This is a genomic window from Bifidobacterium sp. 2450, assembly GCF_041900695.1.
Classification (GTDB): Bacteria; Actinomycetota; Actinomycetes; order Actinomycetales; family Bifidobacteriaceae; genus Bifidobacterium; species Bifidobacterium longum.
Genome location: NZ_JBHEEA010000004.1, coordinates 175,037 through 200,650 on the forward strand (window position 1 = coordinate 175,037; position 25,614 = coordinate 200,650).

General features: G+C 60.5%; 25 protein-coding genes and 4 tRNA genes. 6 read left to right on the forward strand and 23 right to left on the reverse strand.

Annotated features, from left to right (window positions below):
* Window positions 1-124: 124 nt before the first annotated feature.
* The 9 genes from ACEUKI_RS03130 to ACEUKI_RS03170 all read right to left on the reverse strand — a co-directional run bounded on the left by ACEUKI_RS03130 (window position 125) and on the right by ACEUKI_RS03170 (window position 6,510).
* Window positions 125-478 carry a hypothetical protein gene (locus tag ACEUKI_RS03130; RefSeq protein ID WP_144169741.1) on the reverse strand — a complete coding sequence of 118 codons (354 nt, stop codon included), beginning with the start codon at window positions 476-478 and terminating at the stop codon, window positions 125-127.
* A complete protein-coding gene (locus ACEUKI_RS03135) occupies window positions 475-633 on the reverse strand; it encodes a hypothetical protein (protein WP_156603994.1) in 159 nt (52 codons plus the stop codon). The genes ACEUKI_RS03130 and ACEUKI_RS03135 overlap by 4 nt, the downstream gene beginning before the upstream one ends.
* On the reverse strand, window positions 630-794 hold the full coding sequence (locus ACEUKI_RS03140) for a hypothetical protein (RefSeq protein WP_156603995.1): 165 nt from the start codon (window positions 792-794) through the stop codon (window positions 630-632). Before ACEUKI_RS03140 ends, ACEUKI_RS03135 begins: the two co-directional genes overlap by 4 nt.
* Before the next feature lie 264 nt (window positions 795-1,058).
* The gene (locus ACEUKI_RS03145) at window positions 1,059-2,462 is read right to left on the reverse strand and encodes a hypothetical protein (RefSeq protein ID WP_144169740.1); all 1,404 of its coding nucleotides are present in this window, start codon (window positions 2,460-2,462) and stop codon (window positions 1,059-1,061) included.
* On the reverse strand, window positions 2,459-3,043 hold the full coding sequence (locus ACEUKI_RS03150) for a hypothetical protein (RefSeq protein WP_144169739.1): 585 nt from the start codon (window positions 3,041-3,043) through the stop codon (window positions 2,459-2,461). Before ACEUKI_RS03150 ends, ACEUKI_RS03145 begins: the two co-directional genes overlap by 4 nt.
* Window positions 3,044-3,057: 14 nt before the next feature.
* A complete protein-coding gene (locus ACEUKI_RS03155; protein ID WP_144169738.1) occupies window positions 3,058-3,267 on the reverse strand; it encodes a helix-turn-helix domain-containing protein in 210 nt (69 codons plus the stop codon).
* Window positions 3,268-3,753: 486 nt separating this feature from the next.
* Window positions 3,754-5,193 carry a tyrosine recombinase XerC gene (xerC, locus tag ACEUKI_RS03160; RefSeq protein ID WP_144169737.1) on the reverse strand — a complete coding sequence of 480 codons (1,440 nt, stop codon included), beginning with the start codon at window positions 5,191-5,193 and terminating at the stop codon, window positions 3,754-3,756.
* Between the two features lie 211 nt (window positions 5,194-5,404).
* Window positions 5,405-5,491: transfer RNA gene (locus ACEUKI_RS03165), tRNA-Ser, on the reverse strand.
* 71 nt (window positions 5,492-5,562) lie between these two features.
* Entirely contained in the window at window positions 5,563-6,510 is a 948-nt protein-coding gene (locus tag ACEUKI_RS03170; RefSeq protein ID WP_179133594.1) for a DMT family transporter, read from the reverse strand.
* A gap of 228 nt (window positions 6,511-6,738) precedes the next feature.
* Here ACEUKI_RS03170 and dinB point away from each other — a divergent pair, with 228 nt between their 5' ends.
* Window positions 6,739-8,013: a DNA polymerase IV gene (dinB, locus tag ACEUKI_RS03175; RefSeq protein WP_181896149.1), complete on the forward strand. Its 1,275-nt coding sequence runs from the start codon at window positions 6,739-6,741 to the stop codon at window positions 8,011-8,013.
* A gap of 26 nt (window positions 8,014-8,039) precedes the next feature.
* Here the strand turns inward: dinB and dapC are convergent, their stop codons facing one another.
* The 8 genes from dapC to ACEUKI_RS03215 all read right to left on the reverse strand — a co-directional run bounded on the left by dapC (window position 8,040) and on the right by ACEUKI_RS03215 (window position 13,343).
* Complete coding sequence (gene dapC, locus ACEUKI_RS03180; RefSeq protein ID WP_144169736.1) at window positions 8,040-9,275, reverse strand: succinyldiaminopimelate transaminase; 1,236 nt, start codon at window positions 9,273-9,275, stop codon at window positions 8,040-8,042.
* A gap of 114 nt (window positions 9,276-9,389) precedes the next feature.
* Window positions 9,390-9,710: a ferredoxin gene (gene fdxA / locus ACEUKI_RS03185; RefSeq protein WP_007053016.1), complete on the reverse strand. Its 321-nt coding sequence runs from the start codon at window positions 9,708-9,710 to the stop codon at window positions 9,390-9,392.
* 60 nt (window positions 9,711-9,770) lie between these two features.
* Window positions 9,771-11,297 (reverse strand): amino acid permease, encoded by a 1,527-nt coding sequence (locus ACEUKI_RS03190; RefSeq protein WP_144169735.1) that lies wholly within the window; start codon window positions 11,295-11,297, stop codon window positions 9,771-9,773.
* A 150-nt stretch (window positions 11,298-11,447) separates the two neighbouring features.
* A complete protein-coding gene (locus tag ACEUKI_RS03195; protein ID WP_374156481.1) occupies window positions 11,448-12,671 on the reverse strand; it encodes a UDP-N-acetylmuramate dehydrogenase in 1,224 nt (407 codons plus the stop codon).
* Between the two features lie 210 nt (window positions 12,672-12,881).
* Window positions 12,882-13,049 (reverse strand): 50S ribosomal protein L33, encoded by a 168-nt coding sequence (gene rpmG / locus ACEUKI_RS03200; protein ID WP_007053013.1) that lies wholly within the window; start codon window positions 13,047-13,049, stop codon window positions 12,882-12,884.
* A 61-nt stretch (window positions 13,050-13,110) separates the two neighbouring features.
* Window positions 13,111-13,184, reverse strand: a tRNA-Met gene (locus ACEUKI_RS03205).
* Between the two features lie 4 nt (window positions 13,185-13,188).
* A tRNA-Thr gene (locus ACEUKI_RS03210) sits at window positions 13,189-13,260 on the reverse strand.
* A 1-nt stretch (window position 13,261) separates the two neighbouring features.
* Window positions 13,262-13,343 (reverse strand) — tRNA-Tyr (locus ACEUKI_RS03215).
* A 308-nt stretch (window positions 13,344-13,651) separates the two neighbouring features.
* Here ACEUKI_RS03215 and ACEUKI_RS03220 point away from each other — a divergent pair.
* The gene (locus tag ACEUKI_RS03220; protein ID WP_260847516.1) at window positions 13,652-14,659 is read left to right on the forward strand and encodes a PLP-dependent aspartate aminotransferase family protein; all 1,008 of its coding nucleotides are present in this window, start codon (window positions 13,652-13,654) and stop codon (window positions 14,657-14,659) included.
* Window positions 14,583-14,885, forward strand: a complete 303-nt coding sequence (locus ACEUKI_RS03225) for a PLP-dependent transferase (protein ID WP_374156482.1) — start codon at window positions 14,583-14,585, stop codon at window positions 14,883-14,885. The genes ACEUKI_RS03220 and ACEUKI_RS03225 overlap by 77 nt, the downstream gene beginning before the upstream one ends.
* A gap of 673 nt (window positions 14,886-15,558) precedes the next feature.
* Here the strand turns inward: ACEUKI_RS03225 and groES are convergent.
* From groES to ACEUKI_RS03240, 3 genes are all read right to left on the reverse strand, one after another.
* The gene (gene groES / locus ACEUKI_RS03230) at window positions 15,559-15,852 is read right to left on the reverse strand and encodes a co-chaperone GroES (RefSeq protein WP_080785843.1); all 294 of its coding nucleotides are present in this window, start codon (window positions 15,850-15,852) and stop codon (window positions 15,559-15,561) included.
* Window positions 15,853-16,024: 172 nt separating this feature from the next.
* Window positions 16,025-17,461, reverse strand: coding sequence for a hypothetical protein (locus tag ACEUKI_RS03235; protein ID WP_374156483.1), 1,437 nt, complete (start codon window positions 17,459-17,461; stop codon window positions 16,025-16,027).
* 80 nt (window positions 17,462-17,541) lie between these two features.
* A complete protein-coding gene (locus ACEUKI_RS03240; RefSeq protein ID WP_186289935.1) occupies window positions 17,542-18,207 on the reverse strand; it encodes a GNAT family N-acetyltransferase in 666 nt (221 codons plus the stop codon).
* Between the two features lie 65 nt (window positions 18,208-18,272).
* Between ACEUKI_RS03240 and ACEUKI_RS03245 the strand changes: the two genes are divergently transcribed.
* The 3 genes from ACEUKI_RS03245 (at window position 18,273) to ACEUKI_RS03255 (ending at window position 20,169) form a co-directional block, all read left to right on the forward strand.
* A complete protein-coding gene (locus ACEUKI_RS03245; RefSeq protein ID WP_374156484.1) occupies window positions 18,273-18,977 on the forward strand; it encodes a 5-formyltetrahydrofolate cyclo-ligase in 705 nt (234 codons plus the stop codon).
* 199 nt (window positions 18,978-19,176) lie between these two features.
* Window positions 19,177-19,362, forward strand: a complete 186-nt coding sequence (locus ACEUKI_RS03250; protein WP_007053007.1) for an FmdB family zinc ribbon protein — start codon at window positions 19,177-19,179, stop codon at window positions 19,360-19,362.
* A gap of 237 nt (window positions 19,363-19,599) precedes the next feature.
* Window positions 19,600-20,169: an SAF domain-containing protein gene (locus ACEUKI_RS03255; RefSeq protein WP_179133600.1), complete on the forward strand. Its 570-nt coding sequence runs from the start codon at window positions 19,600-19,602 to the stop codon at window positions 20,167-20,169.
* Window positions 20,170-20,263: 94 nt separating this feature from the next.
* Here ACEUKI_RS03255 and ACEUKI_RS03260 read toward each other — a convergent pair whose 3' ends face one another.
* Genes ACEUKI_RS03260 through ACEUKI_RS03270 form a run of 3 tightly spaced genes read right to left on the reverse strand, consistent with a single transcriptional unit; the run spans window position 20,264 to window position 25,598 of the window.
* Window positions 20,264-20,464, reverse strand: coding sequence for a hypothetical protein (locus ACEUKI_RS03260; RefSeq protein WP_115770024.1), 201 nt, complete (start codon window positions 20,462-20,464; stop codon window positions 20,264-20,266).
* Between the two features lie 2 nt (window positions 20,465-20,466).
* Window positions 20,467-24,090: a helicase gene (locus tag ACEUKI_RS03265; protein ID WP_251848140.1), complete on the reverse strand. Its 3,624-nt coding sequence runs from the start codon at window positions 24,088-24,090 to the stop codon at window positions 20,467-20,469.
* Between the two features lie 8 nt (window positions 24,091-24,098).
* Window positions 24,099-25,598 carry an FHA domain-containing protein gene (locus ACEUKI_RS03270; RefSeq protein WP_186289934.1) on the reverse strand — a complete coding sequence of 500 codons (1,500 nt, stop codon included), beginning with the start codon at window positions 25,596-25,598 and terminating at the stop codon, window positions 24,099-24,101.
* Window positions 25,599-25,614: the final 16 nt, after the last annotated feature.

The window sequence follows — 25,614 nt, forward strand, 5'->3', positions numbered from 1 at the left end:
TCGATGGCCGGTTTTGGGATTCTACCGCCCCTCCGGGGTTCCCCGCGCGCGCACGACCCCCCTCTAAAAGATTTCGCGGGCCGGGGAGAGAGTGCGGGAACTGCCGGCGAGCGCCTGCGTTCCGTCATGCATGGCGCTCGCCGTCGCGTTCACGCGGCAGCATGGCGTTCGTTCGCCGTCTCTCCCTAGCATGGTCGCCTCCGTCCGGTGTGGGGCGAAGGTTGCGGTTGCGTTGTCCGTGTTCCTCGATCTCGTAGGCGATGCGGTACAGGCTCGCTCCTAGGACGCTTGCTGTGATCGGGTCTGCGGGCACGTTCAGGCGCAGGTGCTGCATTTCGCCCGATTGCAGGGTGCGGGCCACGATGCGCAGGAGTTCCACGGCGTAGCGGCGTGCGTCGGAACGCTGTTGCTTCACGTCGGGGTGGGCTTCGATGCTTGCCGCGAGCCGCACGGCCCCGTAGTCAGGTGTCCTTCTCACTGCCTTGTTCCTTCCTCGCTGCCGGTGTCGTCCCGCATGGTGCGGCATGGTGCCGTATCCGTCGTTTTGGGTGTGGTCTTGTTGCGGGCCTTGGCTTTGAGGTAGTCGCGGTAGAACGGGCTCATGCCGATACGCGGCCCTTGCTTGCGTGTCATCGGGCACCGTCCTTCACGAGCTGTTCGAGCATGGTCTCGATATGGTCGAGCGATTCGCCTATGTCGAGCAGCGCCACGCCTATGACGCTGAGCAGATGCCGATCGGACACCGGGCGTTCCGCGCCGGCCTCCAGTTGCTTTCTGATTTTCTGGTAGTTCATTTCAATCGTCCTTGAATCGTGTATGCCGGCGAGCGCCTACCTGTTTTCCTTCGGTTCGCGCTCGCCTTCTTGTGTTTGTGCGGTGCCAACAGTGCCAACGTGCCAACATGAGTGTTTCCAAGGGTTTTCGTTGCCAACAGGTTGTGCCAACGGTGCCAACGCTGGTGTTGGCGTTTTTTGTTGTTGGCGGTGTTGGCCGTGTGTGTTGGCAGCGGGAACCGTTGGAATCATTGGTGTTGGCATGTTGGACGTGTTGGCACGGGGTCAGTGTGTATCGGGGGTGATGCAGTAGCGGCCGGTGGGTTGTTCTTCCCCTTCGGCGTTGGCGGCTTTGATCTCGATGATGCGTCCATCCCGTATGAGGTTTTCCCATGCGGTGCCGAACACGTCGCGTAGTCGTTTCTTCACGCATTGCTGCATGTCGCGCCGGTAGCGGCCTTTGCCGTCGCCCCAGTCGCGGAGTTTTTCGAGTATGTCCGTTTCGGCTTCTTTGACGTGCCGGGGTTCCATCATGTCGGCGGCACGGTCGTAGTCCTCTTGGCGTTCGGCGTAGTCGCGGCTCTTCAGGCTCCGGTATTCGGCTATGTACTCGTTGCGGAAATCGCATGAGCGTTTGACCGCGTAGGACGCTATGCGCCACATGTTCGGGGTGACGGTCAGCGCGCCGTCGTGCATGATCTGCATGACGGCCGCGACTCGGGCGGTGAGCATGAGCCGGTGCGAGTCCATCGGGTCGCCGCGCTTGTGGTGGTTCACGGCCACGCGCTGCGCCCACATCTCCCGCGAGGCTTCCTCGGGCAGGGCCAGCGGCTTGCACTCGTAGCTGGCCGTGTTATCCCTGTAACACATGCTGTATTCATCCCACGTGTAGCCTTGCGGGAAACGGTTCTTTGGTATCGGTTTGGCGGTCACCGGCCTGCGCTGTTCCGGCAGTTCGGGGTCGGTCACGGGATAGGTGAGGAACCTTTGCACCACGCCCATGTTCTTTGAGTCGAGGAAGTATCCGGCCGTCGATGGCTGGGCACCGGCGATGAGGCACAGCCGGTAGGCGTGCGCGGGCACGTCCACGCGCTTGTCCGGCGACTTGTTCCAGCCGCCGAACTTCTTGCCGCTCCATGTGCTGCACAGGGTCGCGTTCAACGTGGAGCCCTGACGGCTCGCGGCCCCGGTGAGCGTGCTGATCTCGTCGTAATCCAGCAGCGCGCGGATATGGTCGAGATGGTTGAACGCCGGGCCCGTGGGCCTTCCGTTCTCCCCGGTCTCGCGCTCCATGTGCGAGAACACGCTGCCTATGCCCTCGCCGCTCGGGGGAATGGCTATGGTCGCGTAGTCGCCCACGAACGGCACCAAATCGCTTCCCGCGCTGGTGCTGTTGCCCTTGCCGTCGCCACTGAAACCGGTGAGGGCAAGAAACATGTTCAGACTCCCATACGAGCCGAAACCCTCGCGCGGCAGCACGTACTCGGGCGGTATCGCGCAGGCCGCGCGCACAAGCTCCACGCCGTACACGCTCCACGGCGACACCCCGCAGCTCCACGCATAATCACGGGTATGAGCCAGAAAAGGCAGACTCTCCCAAAACTCGGCGTCACAGCCGATCTCCACCACGTCAGCACCCGACGAATCGACATAGCCGCCATCCATTTTCCCCTGTTGCGCCATGCTCATAGCACACCGCCTTCTATCAGCCGTGCCGCCGCCTGCGGCCACGGCACACCGGCGAGCGCCCCCAGTGCTCGGATGATGGCACCGCCGCGCTCGCCTGCTTCGAGTATCCGGCTGCGGTTCATGTCGGCGCTTCGCGCGATGCGCTGGCGCACATAGCCGGCATCCATGCGGGCGCGTGAGGGCATGAGCTGCGTATCGAGAAGGGTGGCTATGCCTTGGTCAACGGCGTTCGCCGAGACGGGCACACACCGCGTCTTGGAGAGGTTCGGCACCGTGCCTATCGTCAGCACGCCTGATGGCAGCAGCAGGCTCACCGCCTGCACCATCACGCAGTCGGCTGTGCTTGCCGTCCATGCGGAGAATACAAGCGGCAGTGCGCGGATATGGCTCGCGTATGCGAACAGCGCCATCATGCGCGCGGTTTCCTCGGTGCGCCGCGAGACGGTCAGCCTGTACGGTCCATACGCGCATTCCAGCAGGTAGCCGGCCGTCATGGGCAGCACATAGGGAATCGAATCGGCGTTACTATGGATATGGTCGTTCAGCCCCTCGAAGCCGCCAGCTTCAGGGGTTTTCCTCATGGTCATCATCGTTTTCAGCACCCCGCGAAATCGTTCAGGCTCGCGGTGGTGATCATCACGCGGTTGCCAACTTTGATAGCCTTCAGCTTGCCTTCACGCACAAGCCTCATGGTCACGCGGCAGTCATGGAACCCGAGCGATTCGGTCGCTGCCTTCAATGGTTCGAGTCGTTTGGTGGACGTGCCGGGTTTCGCTGTTTCGATGATGGTTGCGCTACTATTCATTTTTGACTCCTACTACTGCAAGTTGCCGCGTTTACACGCGGGGTGGGGGTTCGGAACACCTCGGAGTGGCCGCTTCGGGGTGTTCACTTTTCTGCCGTGCGCAACGGTACATCTCAATGCGTCCCGTTGCGACACCCATCAATTTACCGTGTTTCCAACGGCTGTAATTCACATGATGATTCCAGAACGCCGGACATCGCCCTAAAACGAACAAAAAATGTGTTCATTTCCACAAAAAGCGGGAATCGACGGGAAATAACGGGAAATATCTTGAAATATTAAAACCATCGACCATTCTTTTGAAATGCCAGCCGTGACGCCGCATTTTCGTCTGTTTTCACCTGATTTCACCGGAAAATGTGCGATTTACCGCGATAAACCGGTACAGGAAAATATCCCTTCGGCGTGTCGCTTACGCGCCGATACGCGCAATAGCATCATTCGGACTGCATACGACTCTAGGTTCTCCGACATGCCGGCGAGCGCCTACTTCAGCAGCTCGGTCAACGTGGCGAGCTTTGCCGTCTTCTCCATAACGTCGAGTATCAGGGCGCGTTTTTCGGCAGTCAGGGTCTTCAGCAGCGTTACCCGATCTTCCAGCGGCATCCCGTCGATCACGCCGGCGAGCGCCTGAATATCATCCTCCCCGGCATCGGCGGGAACGTCGGGGGCCGCGTCGGCGCTCGCCGGCTTGGTGCGGGAGTCCACGCGGTTCAGCACGTCGTTCATGTGGTCTTCGCTGGTGACTTGGTATTTCGACGCCACGGCCATTGTGGTGTGCCGGCCTTGGCGCATGACTTCAGCGACGGTGCCGCCTTCATCGAGTATCGTGCTCAGGAAGTCCTTGCGTAGATCGTGCGGACGCATGTTCTCCAGTCCGGGGACTTTCTTCTTGGCGTCGGCAATGGCCTTCCTGTAGGTCGCGGGGGTAATCCAGTCGCCCGTTCGCACGCCGACGAAGAGCGGGGACTCGGGGTCGGTCAGGTTGCGCGAGTCCATCCAATCGCGTATGTCGCTTGCAAGTGCCGGGGACATTGCCACATCGTCTATGGAGCTATCCGTTTTCGGGGTGAGTATCACGGTCTTATAGCGGCCGGGGTTTTTGTCGTCCTTGATGCGCTGCACCTGCTGCCTGACCTTGATTTTCATGTGGTCGAAGTCGATATGCTTCACGCACAGGCCCAACGCCTCGCCCTCCCTCAGGGCCGCGCCGTCGCATATACGGGCCACCATGCGCACGTATTCCGGCATGGCTTCCAGCAGCGCCGTCATCTGTTCCGGCGTGGGCCTCACCGGTACGTGCTTGGCTTTCGGCCTAGCGGCCCGTATACGGCACGGGTTGGCCGCTATGAGCGTGTTTCCCGCGTCGTCGATGGGTTCGGTAGCCGCGTCTTCCAGAATCGTTTTCAGGTGCTTGTAGACGTGATAGCGTCGGTCTTCCAGATCGGCGTCGAGACGTACCGGTTTGAATTCATCCCACCATTTCTGCACGTCGGCCGTTTTGATGGATGTCAGGGGTATGTCTCCGAAGTAGTCGAGCAGGTACAGTTCGAGTGATTCGCGGTATTTTTGCTTTGCGGTTTCCTTCAGGTCAGTACCGTTCTTCTTCTTGCGGCGTTCCACCCACGGCACGGCGTATTCGCGGAACGTGATCGACTCGCGCCGGGCTTCCGCCTTCTTCAGGGCGTCGGGTACCCATATGCCGGCCTTGATGTCCCTTTGGGCGGCGGATAGCCACGCTTCGCCCTCGTATTCGTTCTCGGGCAGCACCGAATGCCATTGGCGGGCACCAAGCTTCAGTTCGGGCCATTTGGAGAAAGCCCACTCGGGCGTGACGAAACTGTAGTACAGGTAGCGACGACCCTTTATGGTCTTTTCCTCGCACTTGCCGAAGCTGCGACGCTTGCGGCGCGTCTGACGTGACATGGCGACACCTCCCAGCGATGTTAAGCGGTAACTATGTGGCCGATCGGAATTATTACCGCCTTATTTACCGCTTATCCTACGCTTAGCCATGCGCCATCACGCACCGTCCCGCAATTAGCCGGCGAGCGCCAAAACAGCCTGAAACCGTTGAAACACCACCGTTTTCGGCACGAAAAAAGGGTTTTGAGATTTCTCCCAAAACCCTTGCTTGCGGAGTCAGAGGGATTCGAACCCTCGAGCCGTTTACACGACTAACACCTTAGCAGGGTGCCCCTATCGGCCACTCAGGCATGACTCCACGTTACGCAATGATGCGCAACAGCAAATCACTGTACCACGTCCTGCGGATACGGCGTGCCGAACGACACATTATTGAACGTCCGCGGGCGCGGCATCGCCGGAGAACGTAACGATAACCGCGCAAATCACCAACGCCACACCGATGATTTCACCAACGCTGGGAATCTCGCCAAACGCCAGTCCCACGGCCACCGCCATGGCGGGATTGATGGATTGCATTACCGAAAATGCGCCGGATGTGGTGCGTCGCAGCGTGATCTGCTCCACCACATAGGGAATGAACGAGGCCATCAGGGAAATCACAAACAGCAGAGCCAGCAGCTTCAGCGAGCCGCCGGGCTCAAGCGCCCACGTGGCATCGGCCTTGGGGTGAACCACATGAGACACAGCCGGCACGCCAAGGAACAGGGACTGGACCAGCCAGCCGATGGTCACGGCGATGCACAGATTATCCAGCGAATTGCCGCCAGCCGCCACGCGCCGACCGGTGATGATATACATGCCCCACATCGACCCGCCGATCAAAATCGCAATCAGACCATACAAAAACGTGCCATTGCCGGACGGATTGGCCAATGATATGCCGGCCAACAGCACCACACCGACCGCCGCGATGCCGATACCGACCCGCTCACGCCAGCTTTTGCCGGTAATCACCGCCACCGAAAGCGGTCCCAAAAATTCGATAGACACGGCAATGCCCATATCCATATTGCTGATGGCCACATAAAACAGGGTATTCATCAGTACCAGCGAGCAGCCGAGCAGTACGACCAGCCCCCAGCTGCGGGCGTCGCGGTGAAACAGTTGCGCTCGCTTCGCCTTGCTCCAGGGCCTGCGCCACAGCAGCAACAGCACCGCCATGAATCCCACGCGATACCACACCGAGTACAGCGGGTCGAGCTGGGTGAACGCAAGTTTGGCGACGGCCGTAGCCAAATAAATCACCAGTGCCTCACCAATCACGATAAGAACCACGGGAACACGGTTGAGGATACCGACCACTGCCTTCTTCATGAGGTTTACGCTACTCGGAGAGCCGGGACAGCGCGCATTGACTTGGAAGGCGTTACGGACAGTGACGCAATGTGGACGATTCCATGGAATCGCACCCACCATGCGAAACAGCCGCACAGCGCGCAAACCCTTGGAATTCCGGCGATATTCGGCATTATGACAGTGAGCGCTGCGCCATGCGCGCCACATAGTGAGCATGACCTCGTTCGTCATTCCTACAATGGTGGCATGAGCACCGCACCGAGACTTGAGGCCGCCAAACGCGATTGGGGCCACGACGAGACCGGATGCACCGTGCTGCATATCGACATGGATGCCTTCTATGCCTCATTGGAGGTGGCGCGCAACCCCGGGCTCAAAGGCAAGCCGGTGATCATCGGCACCGGGCCGCGCGCGGTGGTGTCCGCCGCAAGCTACGAAGCCCGGAAATACGGCATCAATTCGGCGATGCCGGCCGCGCGCGCCCATCAGTTGTGCCCGAACGGCATTTTTCTGCCAGTGGATATGGCGTATTACCGCATGATGTCGCACCGAATCATGCATGAGGTGTTTTTGACCGTCACCGACCGGTTCGAGCAGGTTTCGGTGGACGAGGGCTATATGGATGTGTCCGCCGCACTGCTGGAGTGGGGGCGGCCGAGCGCGATCGGCGCGTGGATTCGCGCTCAGGTGGCCGAGCGCTTCCACGTGACGTGTTCAGTGGGTATCGCCTGTAACAAACTGGTGGCCAAAATGGTCTCGACCAATGCCAAGCCGGACGGCATGCTGCTGATTCCCGCGGCCCGCTCGGCCGAATTCGTGCAGATGATGCCATTGCGTGGTATTCCGGGAATCGGGCCGTCTTTGGAGAAGCGGCTTAATGCTTGGGGCGTGCATTCGGCGGCTGAATTGGCTCAGCTGGATGAGGCTGCATTGACTCGTGCCACTGGCTCCCCGGCTGCGGCACGTGGATTATGGGCGGCCTCGCACGGGTTGGATTCCCGCGAAATTACCACGGTGCGCGAGGAGAAATCCATTGGGTCCGAGGAAACCTTGGCCGAGGATACACGCGATATGCGCGTGGTGTGTGGGCTATTGCGTTCGGCCTGCGACGAAGTAGCCAGCACGCTGCGGCGCAAGGGGCTAGTGGCGCGCACGCTGACGGTGAAGTTGCGGTTCGCCGACCTGAGCTATCAGACCCGGTCTTTTACGATGGAGCGGCCGACCGATACGGCCGGCGTGCTGTACCCGGAATGCGTGCGGCAGCTGAAAGTCATGCTGGGGCTACCGGCCTCGGCGGAGTCTGCCACTCCCCTGCCCAGAACTATTCGCTTGGCCGGTATGAGCACGTCTTCGCTCAGTAAGGCGGCGGCCACGGCCGTGCAGCCTTCACTGGATGACATGCTCGAAGAGGCCGACAATGCCCGCGGCCAGACCTCACAGGCACGTTTGCATGATGCCGAGGCCGCACTGGACGCTGTGCGCCGCAAATTTGGCAACAAGGCCGCCCAGTTTGGGGCGTGAACGGCTCAACGCCACTTACGATCTCATTACGCCGTGAGACGTTCGCAGGCGGAACGGATGGCCTCGTCGGTGGCGGTGGCGGAGAAACGCAGGTAGGCGGGAGCGCCGTAGAATTCGCCGGGGCTGGGGATGATGCCGATCTTGGCGAGCTCGGCCATATCGGCCCAGCAGTCGCCGGACTTGGCCTTGACCCATACGTACAGCGCGCCGGAGGGTATTTGTGCCGAATAGCCATATGCCTTCAGTGCGTCAACCAGCGCGGATAGGCGGCGACGGTAACGCCCCCATTGCTCGTGCACAGCGGCTGCGTCCTTCAGACCTGCGGCCATGGCGGCCTGCACTGGACCAGGGATAATCTGGCCGATCTGCTTGCGGTATTCGGCCATTTCCTTGATCAGCCGGTAATCGCCGGCAATTAGAGCCGTACGGTAGCCGGCCATGTTGGACTGCTTGGACAGCGAGTAGAGCACCAGGATGCCAGCTGCCGAACCTTCACACACATGTGGATTCAGGGCACATGGCGTGGCGGAGAGACTGAATGCGGTACCGGAGGCGGGCTCGTTGGATTCGGCCACCGGTGCGGCAGGCACAGACGCAGCAGATGCAGACGCGGCAGGCGCAGAGGACGCGGCTGTATTGCGGCGCACCGAACGCCAGTCCATTAACGCATAGCATTCGTCGGAGAGCACCACGGCACCGATGCGACGGGCAGCAGCCACGATGTCGGTCAGCCAGTCAGCGGAGATGACCTCGCCGGAGGGATTACACGGCGAGTTGATCCAGATGGCCTTGACGTTCGGAATATTCACCCAGGAATCGACGTCGGTCACATCATCGACTTTGACCACTGTGGCGCCGGCAAGTTGGGTACCGATTTCGTAAGTCGGGTAGGAGACAGCCGGTTGGACGACCACATCGCCTTCGCCAAGGTGCAGCAGGCTGGCCATCAGCGCCACGGCCTCCTTGGAACCCACGGTGGGCACGGCGGCAGCGTTGATGGATTTCAGATCCACCCCGCGCAGTTCGCGGAACCATGTATCGATAGCGGCCTTAAGGTCGGCGGTGCCGGCGGTGACCGGGTATCCATGGGCGTTGGGGGCGTCTGCGCCGGCAACCAGCGCCTGCTGGACACTGCTCGGCACCGGGTCCACGGGCGAGCCTACGGACAGGTCGATCATGCCACCCGGCACGGTTTTGGCGGTGGCTTTGAAGCCGGCGATACGAGACCAGTCGTATGGCGACGAATATGCGTGGAAGCCCATGAGAACCCCTTTCTTGGACGGTATGTTCCTAAGATACGACGAACCCTCGGCCGTGATAGACCGAGGGTTCAATCCGAACTATGCGCTGTGTGCAGCGCTTATCCGCAAATCAGCTTACTGGTTCTGCGGCGGCAGCGCGGCGACCTGTTCCGGGTCTTTGCCGATTGGGCCATTGGCGGAAGCGCCGCCCAAATCGCCGACTTCAGCGAAGAAGTTGACAGCGGCATCCTTGTACCAAGCCCACTCGTCCGGCAGATCATCCTCATAGAAGATGGCCTCGGTGGGGCACACCGGTTCGCATGCACCGCAGTCGACGCACTCGTTGGGGTTGATGTACAGCGAGCGGGAACCCTCGTAAATGCAGTCGACGGGGCACTCGTCCACGCAAGCCTTGTCCTTGACATCCACGCAAGGCTGAGCGATTACATATGGCATGGCATCCTCCTTAACAAATACTGATACAAGGGTACGCGCCTGTTGGGACGCTCCTCGCTCTCAGCCGTTAACGGCCTTATCGGTTTCGGCGGACAGCGTTTCGGTCAGGTCGCCCTTGCCGAGGCGCGCATGCCAGTAGCCGTAGCCGAAGTAGATGGCGAAGCCGACCACGAGCCACACCACGAAACGAATCCAGGTGAGCACGGACAGGTTGAGCATCAACCAGAAGTTGGCCACGGCGATGAGGATCGGAATCCACGGGTTGCCGGGCATCTTGAAGGCGCGTGGCAGGTCGGGGCGCTTCTTGCGCATAATCGGGATGGAGATGGCCACCAGCGTGAAGGCGGACAGGGTGCCGATGTTGACCATGTCGGAGAGCACGCCGATGTCGAAGAAGGCGGCCACGAGCGCCACCACCACGCCGACGACGATCTGCAGAGCGGCCGGGGTGCCATGCTTGCCGGTCTTGGACAGGCCGCGCGGCAGCAGACCATCGCGGCTCATGGCGAAGACGATACGGGTCAGGCCGAGCAACAGCACCATAACCACGGTGGCCAGGCCCAGCACGATGCCGAAGCTGATGATCTTGGCGGCCCAGTCGGCGCCCACCAGTTCGAAGGCGGTGGCCAGCGAGGGGCTGTCTTGCTTGGCGAGATCGGCATAGGAGACCATGCCGGTGGTCACCACGGCCACGAGCATGTACATGACGATGATGAGCAGCATGCCCACGCCGATGCCGAGCGGCACGTTCTTGTGCGGGTTCTTGGTCTCCTCAGAGGCGGTGGCCACCACGTCGAAGCCGATGAACGCGAAGAACACGAGTGCCGCGCCCGAGAGGATGCCGGGTACGCCGTACACGGACGGGGTCATGCCGGTGGCGAACTGCCACAGCGGCTGGGTCATCACGCCGGTGACGGCGGAGGAGCCTTCCACGGTGGAGGCCGGCTGGCTCGGCGGAATGAACGGGGTGAAGTTGGAGGCCTTGACGTAGAAGAAGCCGACGATCACCACAAAGAACACGATGGCGATCTTGAGCACGGTCATAGCACCGTCCACGCGGGCGCCGATCTTGGTGCCGAATACGAGCAGCGTGGTAAAGAACGCCACGATGATAATCGGGGCGATATCGATATGGAAGGAGCCGAACGTCAGGTTGGTGTTGGCGCTCCAGCCCATCAGGCGCATGAAATCGTTGAGGTATACGCCCCAATACTTGGAAATCACGGAGCCGGCCATCAGCATTTCCAGGATCAGATCCCAGCCGATGATCCAGGCCATGATCTCGCCGACCGTGGTGTAGGTGAAGGTGTAGGCGGAGCCGGCCACCGGAATCATCGAAGCGAATTCGGCGTAGCACATCACGGCTGCGCCGCACACGATGCCGGCGATCAGGAAGCTGATGATCACGGCCGGGCCGGCGTGGAAGGCGGCGGCCTGCGCGCCCACCGAGAAGATGCCGGCGCCCACGGCTACGGCCACGCCCATGATTGACAGATCCCACCAAGTCAGGTTGCGCTTGAGCTTACGGCCCTCTTCACCCGTTTCGGCAATGGTCTGTTCGACGGATTTCGTACGGAACAGTTGCATAGTGCTCTTCTTTTTCTCTGTTGTTTGCGCACCAAATGCGCACAATACCGACAATCGAGTATAGAAGAGCCCGCGTGTCCTGTCTATTAATAAGACTTAGAGTCCGCAATATATGGGATTAACACCCCACTCCATCAATCAATAGCGCGATTACAGCACACCGACGCAGACCGGTTCGGGCACCAAGTCCACTCCGAACGCGCTCTTGACTGCCTGCTGAACCGCGCGCGCCAAAGCTGCGATATCGGCCGCGCTTGCTCCCCCACGATTGGTCAAGGCCAGCGTGTGCCGCGTGGATAGACTGGCCGGCGCGTCCGCATCGACCTTATATCCCTTATGGCAGTCGGCATGGTCGATGAGCCAGGCGGCGGACGTCTTGGTGCCGGGAGTGCCGTCAGGCAGAGTCGCGTCGAACTTCGGCGCATCTTCGGGCAGGGCCGCCGCTTGGTCGGCGGTCAGAATCGGATTCATAAAGAACGAGCCGCAGCTGTGGCGATTGTAGTCGGGAGCAGGCAGACCGTCATCGCCAACGGGAATGCCGGCGGCCTCATTGAGGGAGGCCAGACGCTCCAGATCGGTCAGGATATTGGTCTCGCGCTTGGCGGTGGCCATGTCGGGCAAGGCGTAGCGAGTGGGGTCCTCGAGCATGCCCTTGGCGGCACGTACTGCGAGCACGGCTTTGCGGATGTCGGCGGTGGCCATACGGTCGCCCACTTCGACGCCAAGCGCTTTGGCAAGCTGTCCGTAACCTACCGTGCCTTCGGCCGAGTGGGTCAGGGCAAAGGTGACGGAGAGCACCACGTAACGTGGCGTCGGGAAGAATCGGTCGGCCGGCTGGCCGGGGCCGGCGTACATGCTGGCCTTCAGTGCGGAGTATCGATAGCCGAATCGAAGATCGGCGGGTGTGAGGTCGCGCGTTGTTTTGGTGTCTCGATCCCAGACTTCCACCGATTCGACCGAAGTGGCGACTTCCTGCCCGTAGGCACCGATGTTCTGCACCACGGAAGCGCCGACTGTGCCGGGAATGCCGGACAGTCCCTCGACGCCCTCGAGCCCGAGCTCTACGGTGAAGGCCACGAAATCATCCCAATTGGCACCGGCCTCGGCATTGACATGCACGGTGCGATCCTCGCCCTCTACCGGTGCAGCCTCGTCCGGCACAGTGATGAGGCGTCGGGCGTCTCGAACCACCACGCCGTCAAAAGGCTTATCGGAAACAAGCAGGTTGGAGCCGCCACCGACGACGACCAAGGGCAGGCCTTTGGAATCGGCATCCTCCACGGCTTCGATGAGCCCCACGCGCGTGGTCGGCTCGATGAAATGGGCGATGGGGCCGCCCACGCCCATGGTGGTGATGTCTGCAAAGCTTGTCATGGCTTCCTATCTTAGTGGCGCAGGTGCGATATCGGGGCAATCATCGACTGAAACGGCAGAACGCCCGCGAGGGGTTCGTGCAGACGCGGGATTTCTGCCGTTTCTCACGCGATGCGGATACTGATTCCGCACCCTGCCACTCGCCTCTGGAGCGAATACGCAAAAACCCGGCCGAATGGGCCGGGTTTTGTAAAGCTGTGATACTTGCGATCAACGAGTCTCGCGGTGCACGGTCTGCTTGCCGCAACGCGGGCAGAACTTCTTGAGCTCAAGACGGTCGGGCGTGTTACGACGGTTCTTAGTCGTAATGTAGTTACGCTCCTTGCACTCGGTGCAGGCCAGCGTGATGCCCGGACGGATGTCGGCGCTCTTAGCCATTGTCATTCACCTCTGTGTTCTTAGGTATAGTGCGCGCCCACCGGTTAGCGGGCGCGATTTGTAGCGAGGAAGAGGCTCGAACTCTTGACCTTACGATTATGAGTCGTACGCTCTAGCCAGCTGAGCTACCCCGCCAGAGAGCCCCGAGTGAGAATTGGACTCACGACCTCTTCCTTACCAAGGAAGTGCTCTACCACTGAGCTATCGGGGCGTGGCGGATAGTGGATTCGAACCACTGAAGCACGAAGCGGCTGATTTACAGTCAGCTCCCTTTGACCGCTTGGGAAATCCGCCAGTCTGTTTCCCGCCGCGGTGTTTGACCTCAACAGGCAACTTGGCTATGTAACCACAGATTTTCCAGGTATGCAAATCGGCCCCTACGCGAACCTTGTTTTACCTCGGAATTCTGCGGTTTTATCGGCGTGTCTTACAGCGTGTTTTCAGGGTCCGCTTCGGCCCTGCAAACAGCCCCGACCAAGGCTGCACCCCGCACTTCACCCAATCATTTTTTCTTATATGGTGCTCTAGAACCTTGCAATGGCGCAGTTTTCGAGCGGTGTCGCCTGTTTGCGCGGCACGGCGCATGCTGGCATGCTGGGCGCATGGCTTCTAATCTTGTACATCACGGACAATCATTCGACGACCAGCCGCTCGGATTCGGCACGCTGGCCATTCACCTCGGTAACGGGGTCGACGCCGAAACCGGCGCGATCCGTCGCCCCATCACGCTGGCGAACGCCTACGCGCTACCCTACGACCCCTCGGACATCAACTGGTCCAGTTCGGACGTGAACCTTTACACGCGCAACGGCCATCCGAACCAGCGCTATCTGGAAGAAAAGCTGGCCCGTCTTGAAGGTGCCGAGGATGCGGTGGTGCTCGCTTCCGGCGTGGCCGCGCTGGCCGCCACGTTCACCACGTTCCTCAACCGAAGCGACCACGCGATCTTCTCCGACACCACCTATATCGCCGCCTACCGCCTGTTGAACCAGATTCTGCCGGAGAAGTACGGCATCGAAACCTCCATCGTGGATACCTCCGATCCCGAGAACGTACGCGCGGCGCTTCGCCCCAACACCAAGCTGGTGCATATCGAGACGCCGGCGAGCCCGACGCTCAAGGTCTCGGACATCGCCACCATCGCCAAACTGGCCCACGAAGCGAACCCGGACATTCTGGTTTCGGTGGACAACACCTTCAACACGCCGTACAACGTGCGCCCGCTCGATCTCGGCGCGGATATCGTCATCGAATCGCTCACCAAATACATCAACGGCCATGGCGACGCGCTGGGCGGCTCGATCGCCACCACCAAGGCGCGCACGGACCAGATCCGCTTCACCGCGCAGGTGAATTTCGGCGGCATCATCTCGCCGTTCAACGCCTGGCTGATCAATCGCGGCTCGGTGACGCTGCCGCTGCGCATCCGCCAGCACAACGCCTCGGCCTTGGCGATTGCCAAGCATCTCGAATCGCTGGATGCGGGTGCGTTTCGTGGCGTACCCCGGTCTGGAATCGCACCCGCACCACGAGGTGGCGGTCAGCCAGCTGGCCCGCCCGGACTCCGGGTTCGGCGGCGTGCTGTCGTTCGGCCTCGACACCGATCATGACGGGCACAACCGGTTCGTTTCCAAGCTCAATGTGATTACGTCGGCCGTCTCGCTCGGCCATGACGAATCGCTGATCGTGTTCCTCGGCGAGGATGACGAGCGCCAGTACCTGTACCCGCCTGAGTTCCACCGCGGCTTCTTCCGTCTGGCCGTGGGTCTGGAGGATACGGACGATTTGATTCGCGACATCGATCACGCGCTGGTGGAGGCCGGATTCGAGGTGTGAGACCGCACCGCGCGCATGATTTCGGCCTCTTCCGCCCTGCTGCCGCCGTCAGTGAGTCACAAGATGGCTCGGTGACGACGATGGCAGGGCTTTTTACGTCGGCACGGGGACAATACCTGGCGGTCTGCCGATGATGACGGCACTTATCGTCGGCAGACCGCCAGTTTTTAGACCGTCGCCGACACAAAACGCCGATTTGCCGTCGGCAATGGTCCAAAAACTGGCCCTATAACGACACCAACGCGGCTCAGCATCGGCACATCGCCATTTCGTGGCCCACTGCCGACGCTGGCCTCATGCCACGGCACTCAGCGTCGGTAGAGAGACAACCATTGGCACAGCGCGACGACGCTACGAACCTGCGACACGGAAAAAACAACATACCGTCGATCTACTGCCGTCTTGCGCAAAATGTCTTAAGCCGCTCGGCCAAGTCGCCGACTGAGCCTCTTCCATAGGGACCCCAATCCGTTACCCAGTGTAGATGCGGTGCAACGCCGAACTCAACTACATTGCACGCATGCACCTTTATGCATAGCAGGCATGGCTGGGCGTTTGGTGGGAGCGGTTTTCGGCTCCCCTCTCTGAGGGGGAGCCCCTTTCCGCCCGGCAAGAGAAAACCCCGACTGTCCGTGGGAACAGTCGGGGTTGTTGAAGTTCGCTAGGCGACTAATCAGCCGAGGATGGCGAGAATGTCGCGGGCGCCGACGATGAGGTAGTCCTCACCCTCGTAGCGGACTTCGGTGCCGCCGTACTTGGAGTACAGCACCTTGTCGCCGACCTTGACGTCCATCGGGATGCGCTCGCCCTTGTCGTCACGACGGCCCGGGCCAACGGCCAGGACTTCACCCTGCTGAGGCTTCTCCTTGGCATTGTCCGGAATGTACAGACCGGAAGCGGTCTGGGTCTGGGCCTCGGCCTGCTTGACGATGATCTTGTCTTCCAACGGTGTGAGCTTAATCGACACTGTGGGTCACCTCGTATCTACTTGTAGTTCGATAATGCCGCGCCAGAACGTCTCAAGAGGCTGACGATCACTTGCGTTGTCCCTTTGCGCTAGGACACATCGTAGCGCGATTATTAGCACTCTGCCAACTCGAGTGCTAACGCTGTGAGAGAAAATCGGCGAATCGCAACGCTCAGTTGCCGCGGCGGGCAAGAATGGAGTCCAGGCCTGCGCCCAACGAATCGGTGGTCGCCGCTGGCGCTTCGACGTCGGCACGCTCCTCGGATTCGTGGAATGCGGCTCGCTGGGCGGCGTTTGCAGCCTCGTCATCAGCGTCCGTATCGGCATCATCGCGCTGCTCCGGCTCAGTGTCTACAGCGTTTCCGGCGCTGACAGCCTTGCCTGCATCGACGGCCTTGGCATCGTCCGCGGCCTTGACGGCTCGGGCCTCGTCAATCAACTTTTCCGCCACTGCGGGTTCGACAGGTTCCGCCTTGGACACCTGACGGGTCGACTTGATCTCCAAGCTTTCCGGAGCATTGTCGGCGTTATGTTCCCCACCCAAAGTGAAGGAGATGAGATCCTGCGAGGTGGACATATCGAAGACGTCCAGTGCTCGGGCAGGGCGTACGCTGGCCAGTTCCGACGTGGCATCGGCAGCGGCATCGTCGCGCTCATCGCGCTCGTCACGCACCGTAAGCGATGGTTCAACTCGAGGGGCGACGGACTTATCCGACTCAGTCGACTTGTCTGTGCGAGCGGAGGCATCAGGTGTGGCGGAAGATTCGCTGGTTTCAGCAACGGACTTACGGTCAGCGGATTCATCGACCATAGCAGACGGTTCGGCGGCAGGCTTATCGGCGGCGGACTGTCCAGTATCAGACTTCTCAGACTGTTTGGCGTGCTCTTCCGCGGCCTGATATGCGGCGGCGGACTGACGCAACGCCTTGGCCTTGGCCTGCTCAATCTCGGCATCGCGTAACGCGCGGCGAATCTGCCGCTGTTCCATGACCTCGGTGGCAGCATCCTCAATCTGCTCGGCAGGCTTCTCGGCAGGCGCAGTTACGGCCGCAACCGGTTCGGCCTTGTTCACACGCTTGCTGTCCTTGGACTCGGCAGACGGTTTCTTGGACCAGCCCGTACCGCTATGAGTCCGCTCGTAGCGAACCACCTTGCGCTCCCATTGCCGGGCCTGGCGTGAGGCATTGGCTCCCAGCACCAGCACCAGCAGCAACAGCACGAACGGAATAAGAGCAAGCAGCAGGCTGAAATGCAGGGAGAACGATACGGCAAACACCAACACGGTTATGGCAAGCAGGCATACGGCGAGAATCTGCCGGCGGCGGATGGCCGCGCGGCGCAGTTCCCGCACATGGGCGATGTGCTCAGGTGTCAGCCTCGCTGACGGTGTTGATGCTGGCATTGCTGCCCCTTTCGCCTTATGCGGCTTGATGTCTCCGAATCGTCTGCCGTTCTCTGCATCAACGATATGCAGAGAAGGCGAATAACGATCCTGCCGGTGCTCGTCCACACGTTTCATGCCGTTGGCCGTACGTACGGGCAGCCATACAACGATAATAATCGCCACAATCACCAGCACGACGACAGTGCTCAGTGACTCATAACCCATAGAGTCAAGGATAGGAGACGTGCCGACGAACTGGGGCTTTCCGCCCGGGCGTGTCGGAGCGGAATTTTTCCGGTCGACGCTTATCTGGAACCGGCGGCGGCGAGTCTGGCGGCGAACCCTTGCCCCATATCTTCAGCCAACAGCGCAAACGTTACGTGGTCGCGCCACTGGCCATTGACATACATATACCGCTCGCGCAGTCCCTCATGATGGGCTCCGACCTTACGCACCACAGCCAAAGAACGCGCATTATCCGGCAGAATGGCGATTTCCAGCCGATGCAACGCGGGCCCGAATGGGTCTCCGAGCGCCCAATCGGCAAGCATGGCCAGTGTCATTGGCGCGAATCCGTGGCCGGCGTACCGTTGATCGACCCAATAACCAACCACGCCGGTACGCATGGCACCATACACGATGGCTCCCAACGAAATCTGGCCGACGATACGCATCTGGTATTCGATGGCGAAGATCACGCCGACGCCATGCTGCTCGTTACGGCGCTGCCGCTGCACCCATTGATTGAATGTGATGGAGCCGCCATGCATCGGGTCACCGGATTCCCAAGGTGCCAGCCAGTCGTTGTTGCGCCAGCGCACTTCGTTCCAGCCGTCCTCATCATCCATGGTCAGGGGGCGCAGGACTACCGGAAAACCGGGATGGGTGAGACGTGGCGGGCGGATCTGGTGGTCCAGCTTGAACGCCTCTTTAATCGACTGGAAAACTGACACGGCCTTTATTGTAGCCATATGAAGGTCTTGCGCCGCTACCGTGGCCACTTTCGTTTTACGATGGAAACACTAGATTGTGCGGTATGAGCGAAGTGGGCAGTGGCATGAATATCGGCAGCGACTACAGCGGCACAGAGAAAACAGAGAAGACGGATAAAGCGACGCTGCGCCACCATATACTGTCTCGGCGCAAGCGCGTTCCAGCGGAAGAACGCGGAGCGGCCGGTGAATTGCTGGTGCGACGGTTCCCAGCACACATGATTCAGGATGGTCCCACAGTGGCGGCATATGTGTCGATGGGTTCGGAAATCGAAACCCGGCCACTGTTGCGATGGCTGCTGGCTCATGGCTGCCACGTGTTGGTGCCACGGTTGGGGTCTGGGTTGGAAATTGGCTGGAGTGTGCTGGATTCATTGGAAACATTGCGCTCGATGGATGCAGTGGGTGGCGCGAACAATGCCGATAGCTGCAGCTCTCCCAGCACCGTCCATCACAGACCCGATGAGCCAACTGGCGCAGTTCTACCGCCCGAAGCGTTGGAGAAGGCCGATCTGGTCATCGCCCCGGCTTTGGCAGTGGACCCGCAGGGCAATCGTCTGGGGCGTGGAGCCGGCTGGTATGACCGGGCCTTGGCTCGCCGCAAGCCCGCATGTCCCCTAATTGCGGTGTGCTGGCCGTGGGAGGTGTTGGACACCGATTTGCCGGCCGAACCACATGATGTGCCGGCCGACGGAGTGCTGACGCCGGAGGGATACCGGCAGCTTAGCTCATCAGGCCGGTTGAGCTGACCGGCCGGCCAAGATACTCGGCGCAAGCCAGACTGACCAACCAGCCACGCACACTGGCCGATGGAACCAGAGTGGCAACAGCAAGCTGGCTAGTAAGACCGTAACGCCAATGTGTCAGGACGGCGACTAGGATATGAACGGTTGCGTGGCATGGCGTTTGGGCCATCCGCGAGAAATATGACTTTGTTGGAGGAATCCGTTGCCTACCTATCATTACCGTTGCAAGAACTGCGGCTATGACTTCACCGAACAGCAGTCGTTTAATGACGACCCGATTACCGTATGCCCCAAGTGCTCGCAGGAGCAGGTGCGCAAGGTGTATTCCGCCGTGCCGATTGAGTTCAAGGGTCACGGCTTCTACCGCACCGACAAATCCGGCAAGTAAGGTCTGTACACCCGCTTTTCCTCTGTAAACGACGGTGTCGACGGCGGTATGCCGCGGATATTGGCACTACGGGCACTGTCTGTTGCACGGGTTTGAAGCGTTGTGGATAACTTGGCAAGCTAGAACCACATAGGTCGATTCAGCTTGCGCTTACGAAAAACTTCAGGTCACCATGGTTGCATGGTGACCTTTTCGTTTATTAAGCCGCCTGCGCGCGGTTCATTGCGGCGACGGCGCATGGCGGATGCCTTGCGCCGACTCACTGCTGCGTTGTGCGTGGGACTCGCAGTGTTGTTTGGACTTGAAGCCGTATTGGCCGCGGTGGAGACCGAGCCGATGGTGGTGGCCGCTCGCTCGATTCGACGGGGTGACATTATTCTGGCCGCCGACGTCCAGTTGGCTGATATGCCGGTATCTGCGGCAGGCCCGTCTTGGACAGGCAATATTGAGGATGTGGTGGGCAAGGTAGCGCAAATCGATATCGAAGCAGCCGATCCCATTTCCACGCATATGGCCAGAGATGCGCCCGTGGCACCGACCGGCACTACGGTGATTGAAGTCCGCTTGGCCAGTAGTGTCGACGATGTATTGGCTGGCGATCAGGTGAGACTGGTTTCCGCCGTCGGTTGCGAAGGTGCCGATTGCACGCTGGCCGAGAACGCCACGGTGATGAATGTCGGCAAACCGGATGCGACTGGTGCATTGGGAGGCAACGACCGACTGGTGTCGTTCGCAATGCCGCCGGAGGCCGCGGCCAAAGTTATGGAGCTGCAACAGGCCGGAGCGATTATGGCCGTTGTGCGGTAGGAAGCGGAATCGACCTTCGGCCGATACTGTGTTTTCCGCAGCCGTAGGGCTGCGGAAAACACAGTATTGGGGCGCACAGAGTGCGCCCCAACTCCTACTCGCGCTCGTTAAAAACGGCCCAGTGCGGCGGCAGTTCGCCGAGGATGCGTTTGTCGTCGTCGGATTGCCGTTGTTGGTCGGTCTGCATGTCTCCGGGCTCGAGTTTGGCGCCGTCAGCGTCAAACTGCTCAGTGCCCTTCATCACCACGCGCTTGTGCTTGCGCGGTGTGCGCCGTGTAGCCGAGTATTCCGCCATGGTTATTCAACCTCGCGGTAGATCTCGCCGATACGGCTGACGATACGGTCGACTTCCTTATCGGGGTTCACGAAGGCGGCGACACTCCAGACGGTCATCACATTCCAGCCCAAGGAAATGAGATCCTGTGCCGACAAACGATGACGCCTGCGCGTGGATTGCACGGACATAAAGTTCGCGTCATCGGTCTGCACGGCCAAGGCAAACGGCTTTTCCTTCAATCCCACCACGAGCGGAATCTTCACGCCCTTGTCGAATCCATAATCAACAGCAGCGTTTAGTCCTCGCGCGCGCAACCTGTCGGCGATATCGTCGAACAGCACGTTGCCGCCTGCCGCATCACGCAACGGAAGCACCGGACGGTCGTCAAGCTGTTCGGCCCACGTCAACATGGTCTTCAGGAACCGAGGACCGGACTGGTGCAGTCGTTCTTCATCCAAATCTTCGGAACCAAAGGCCGACACAATATCCAAGCTGTGGTCCGCCAATGCCAGGGCGTCCAGCAACAGTCCGCGACCGCCTGTGCTTTCGAGCGGGCCGAACTGCTGAAGCAGACGTCCGTGCGTGGTTTTCGCATAGCACATCGACAGAATCACGTCAGTGGCACGACCTCCGGCCACGTCACGCAAGGAAACCAGCCGCACATGGCGCAGGAATCGGCCCATCGCCTTGGATTTGCCTGCCAACGACTTCAATTCGGCACCCAAGCGTGTGCGGAATGCGTCGGTCAACGTCACGACCACAAGTCGATAGCTGGAAGGAACCACGGCAAAACCGGCGGCACGTTGCGTAATCAGACGCACCACTTCATCAATCTCCGGCTGGCTGGATTCCACCAGACCAGAAGACATAACCGGCACACCGCTCGCTTCCACACGGTGGAATCGCACCTCACCGGCAGCCGGCTCGGTGGCCACATCATAGCGAACAGGACCATATCCCTCGGATTCAAGGAATGCGGACAGGCGCGGCGCACGGCGAGACGGGGCAGCATCCACCTCGATATGAGGCAACGTGTCGATCAGCTGCTTGACGCTTTCGCTGGTTACCGTCGCGCAGTGGGCGATCACCACCACCTGCTGCACGCGGCCGATGATGGACAGCAACTCGATAGCGGGAATGTGCGCGCACGCATCGAGAATCGCCACATCAGCCAGCACACCCGGCTCGGTGAGTGCGGCGAGCGTACCCGGCGCGGCCACCAGAATCGGCTTGGCCGCGGCCAGAATCTCCGGATGATCACGGCGAATCCTGCTCAGCGACACACTGGCGCGCCCTGCCAGCACGGTGTGCATCTGGTTGGCTTCCTGAGTGCGGGAGAACAGCATGTCGCACAGGCGGCGCATGGATTCCTGCGACACCATCGGTCCGATGGAGCGCACGTGCTCCACATCGACCTGCGCAAAGCGGTCGGATGCGGCCTGCAGCGCGGCACCATCCTGGTTGGAGATGATGGCGGACGAACGCACAATGTCCTCAAACACGGTGGTCCACCAGGCCAGCTGCACTTCGCCGCGCACCTGCTCCACACTCACTCGGCGAGCGTTGAGATCGGCGACCAGTTCGTTCAGTCCGGCAGAGGCGAATTCCTGCTCCAGCAGGCAACGCTCCGGCAAGGTGTCCAGTGCCTTGCGATCATCCAGCAGTGCTTTCAGGCGTGCTTCCACCTTCTCGAAATCGGCGGTTTCCAGATTGCCACCAGCGGGCGTGGTGGAAAGCACGGTATCCAGCGCGGTCATATTGCTGACCAGCGCCTCTTGGGTGGAGATGATCTCGTCGAGCTTGCTGGGCAGCACCGGCCAACCGCCGTGAGGCACGAACTGATGCCACTGCTCCCCTTGCTTGGCGACTACCTTCAACGCTTCGTGCAAGTCCTCGACCTGCGCGCCGACGCGCAGCAGATCCTTGGCTTCCTTGATGTGGCGGCGGCGCTCCCAGAATCCCATCGACGTGCCCTCGGCCTTGCGCTGGCTCTTCGGCTTGGTGGCCTCAATCATGGAGCTGATGTCTCGCTCGAAAATCTCCGGCTGGAACACGTCAAGCACTCGTCGCAGATTCTTCAAAACCGTAACCTGACGCTCCCACTCGCGGGTGGTGGGAGGAACCGGGAATCCGCAGGTCTGCACGGTGCGTGCCACCTGCTCACGGGTGGCGGGCAGGAAGCGACGCAGCAAATCGTCCACGCGCTGGTAGGCGGTTACTGCCTGTTCTTCAGTGGTGATGGACGCCTTGTACCATGCGGTGCCTTCCGGGCCGATGGTGTATTCGCCGAGCTCGCCGGCGCGTTCCATCTTGCCGATCCATGTGTCAATACCGTTGGCGATGCTCAGGGCACTTGACTCGTCAAGTCGAACGTGGGTGGCAGGGTGCGTCGGGAGCACGGAGATACGGGCCAGATTCTGAATGGTCTCGTATGCGGACACATTCCACTTATCGTTGCCCCCGTGCAGGTCACCCAAGTAGCGGGTCAAGCGCGAGCGCACGCCCACGAGTTCGTCGGCCAGTTGGTCGAATCGCTGGGTGGCGACTCCCGGTTGGAATCCGACTGCGGCAATCAGCTGCTTATCAAGCGCGGCGTTGGCGTGTTCATCGGATACATCCAGTACCTGCGCCTTCATCTCATTGGCGGAGGCCGTCTGGATGAACAGACGCTTCTGCTCGGCCACGCCGGGCACGTACAGCACGGAACGACCATTCATCAGGCAGCGCGATGCGATGGCCACGGCCTGCTCCGCGGTGCCCTTCGGGAAGGCGCCGTCGACCACGATGCTATGGCCATTGGCGGCAAGTGACGCGGCATATCGTACCGTATTGTCCACATCGCCGACTTCGTACTCAGCATGCGGGTCTACGTCGAAAGGACTGTATTGCGGAATATTGGCGTCTTTGAGCGCGGTGCGGGCGGATTCGTCGCCGGCAAGCGCGTCCAACAGCACATTGCCGGTGGGGCCGTTCTCCAGCTGGTCGATGAACTGTCGGCTTTCGCTGATCATCTGCGACGAGGGGTCCATGAAGCATCCGAGCACAATCTGGCGCTCGATGGCGAAGTCGGAGATACGCTCCGATGCTTCGGACGAAATACGGGCGAACATCGCGGAAGTTTCGGGAGTGCCACTGTCATAGCTGGCACCGTCAAACAGGGAATCCTCATCCAGGAACACCCCCTGCTCACGCAATGTATTGACAAACGCGGCGTTGAGGGTCACGCGACCGGTGAATCGAATGGTGGTCGACAAGCCATCATCCTCGATCGTGACGCCCACCGGGTACAACAGCACCGGCAGCGCGTTGCCCTTCCACGTAGCCACGCCGACCACGAGCGACAACTCCGCCACGCCGGAAATCCTGCGTTTGGCGGCCTGGTCATCCAGCACGCGCCCAATATGGCGTTCGGCGGCCTTAAGCACACCCGTGTCACGGAACAACGAATCCAGCCGGACATGGCCGGAAGCGAACAGCTGGGCGATGCCGGAGGGATGGGCATGGGTCATCTCCAGCTTCGCGGCCAGTTGATTCACATCCTCGAGCGGCGATGGCGGCTGCATGCTGCGGTATTGGTCACGCCAGCGACGGATGCGATTCAGACCTTCCGTGAGATTCTGGTTCTGAGTCTGGCTCTGGGTCATCTCTCGACTCACTTTCCAACCGCTTCGCGGTATTCCTGATAGCCCTTGTTGTGAGACAGGGCTTCGTCAATATCGGCCTCGCCACGGGCGGCGAGCCAAGAATACATGTCGTCGTACAGGTACGGATTCATGGCGAGGAACGCCAGCAATTCGGGATGACGGGCGACTTCGAACTGAACGTTGAAATCTTGCGTGGTTTTTGCCTCGTCAAAGGTCAGGCCATCGACTTCGACTGCCGGCTCCTGTGCTTTCAGCTCGCCCTTGGCCACGCGCTCGAACACCGAGCCGGGCTCGAAGACTGGGGTGTGCACGCCCGTGGAGTCGATATCGTACGCTTCGGATACCGACTGCTGGGCGGTTTCGGTTTCGGCAGCCGGCTGCTGGTCTGCTACGCCTGCTGCGGTGGCTTCTTGATATGCTTCGGCTGCGGTCCGCTGCTGATCGTCCGGTACGTCAGCTGCCGGCTGGTCGGTTTCAGACTGGGCGGTTGCCGGCTGAGCGGTCTCAGGCTGGGTGTTTTCAGATTGAGCGGCTTCGGCTTCCCGGGCGGCTTCAGGCTGGGCAACTTCAGCATGCTGTGCGACAGTGTCCGCCGGCTGAGAATCGCCGGCATTCCTGGTATTCGGAGCAGACTGAACGTTTTCGGCTGATTTGCTTGCGCCAGCCACCACATCGGATTCAACAACCGCCGCTGACGCCACTGCCGGCTCGCTTGTGCTGGGAGCGTGCTTAACAACGGCATGGGCGATGGCATCTACTGGAACAATACCGGAGATCCTGCTGTGCTTGGATGCGGGCGTTACAGTCGTCGACTCAGGTTCGGTCTGCTGCTTCGGCAGTGCCACGGAGTCCATGGCCTGCTGGTTTTTGCGTTCGGTCTCTTGCTCGGCATGCTGGGCCAACGCATCCGCGAACAAGTCACGGGGTATGGCCGGCTCATCGTTTTTCGTCACTGGCTGCGTGATATTCAGCGAGCCAAGTTCAAGCTCGTCGACCTTGCGCCGAACATTATCCGCGCTGAAGATGGCGGTCGGCTCGCCGGCCCGCAAATCAAGAATATCGTCGACGGACATATCCGCCGCATCCGGCTCCTGCGGTGCTTCGTGAACCGCATAGCCAAACAAATCAGGCACCTTGATGTCGAGTGGCTTTGCCACTGGATCGTCGATACGAATGAAGTCCGCAGGCACATCGCCGAACTGCATGCGCATGGGAGACGTCGGTAACAGGAACTCGGCATTGGCCGGCAAGCGTAACAAATCGCCATTTTCCCGCACCACATACGATCCATTGGTCGATCCAAGATCGCGGATCGAGGCCGTACCATTGCTTTTTACCGTGAACATGGCGTGCCGTTTGGACATCGATTTGGTTTGATCGGCGACGTCAAGGCGGGTGTTGCCATCATCGGCAAGGGGGCGTAACGGCTTACGGCCGATTTCCACGCACTCCCCCGGCTTGACGCTGATTCGGTCGACACCGTTGATCTTCACCGTCCACTCGCTCACCGTGACCGCCTTCCTG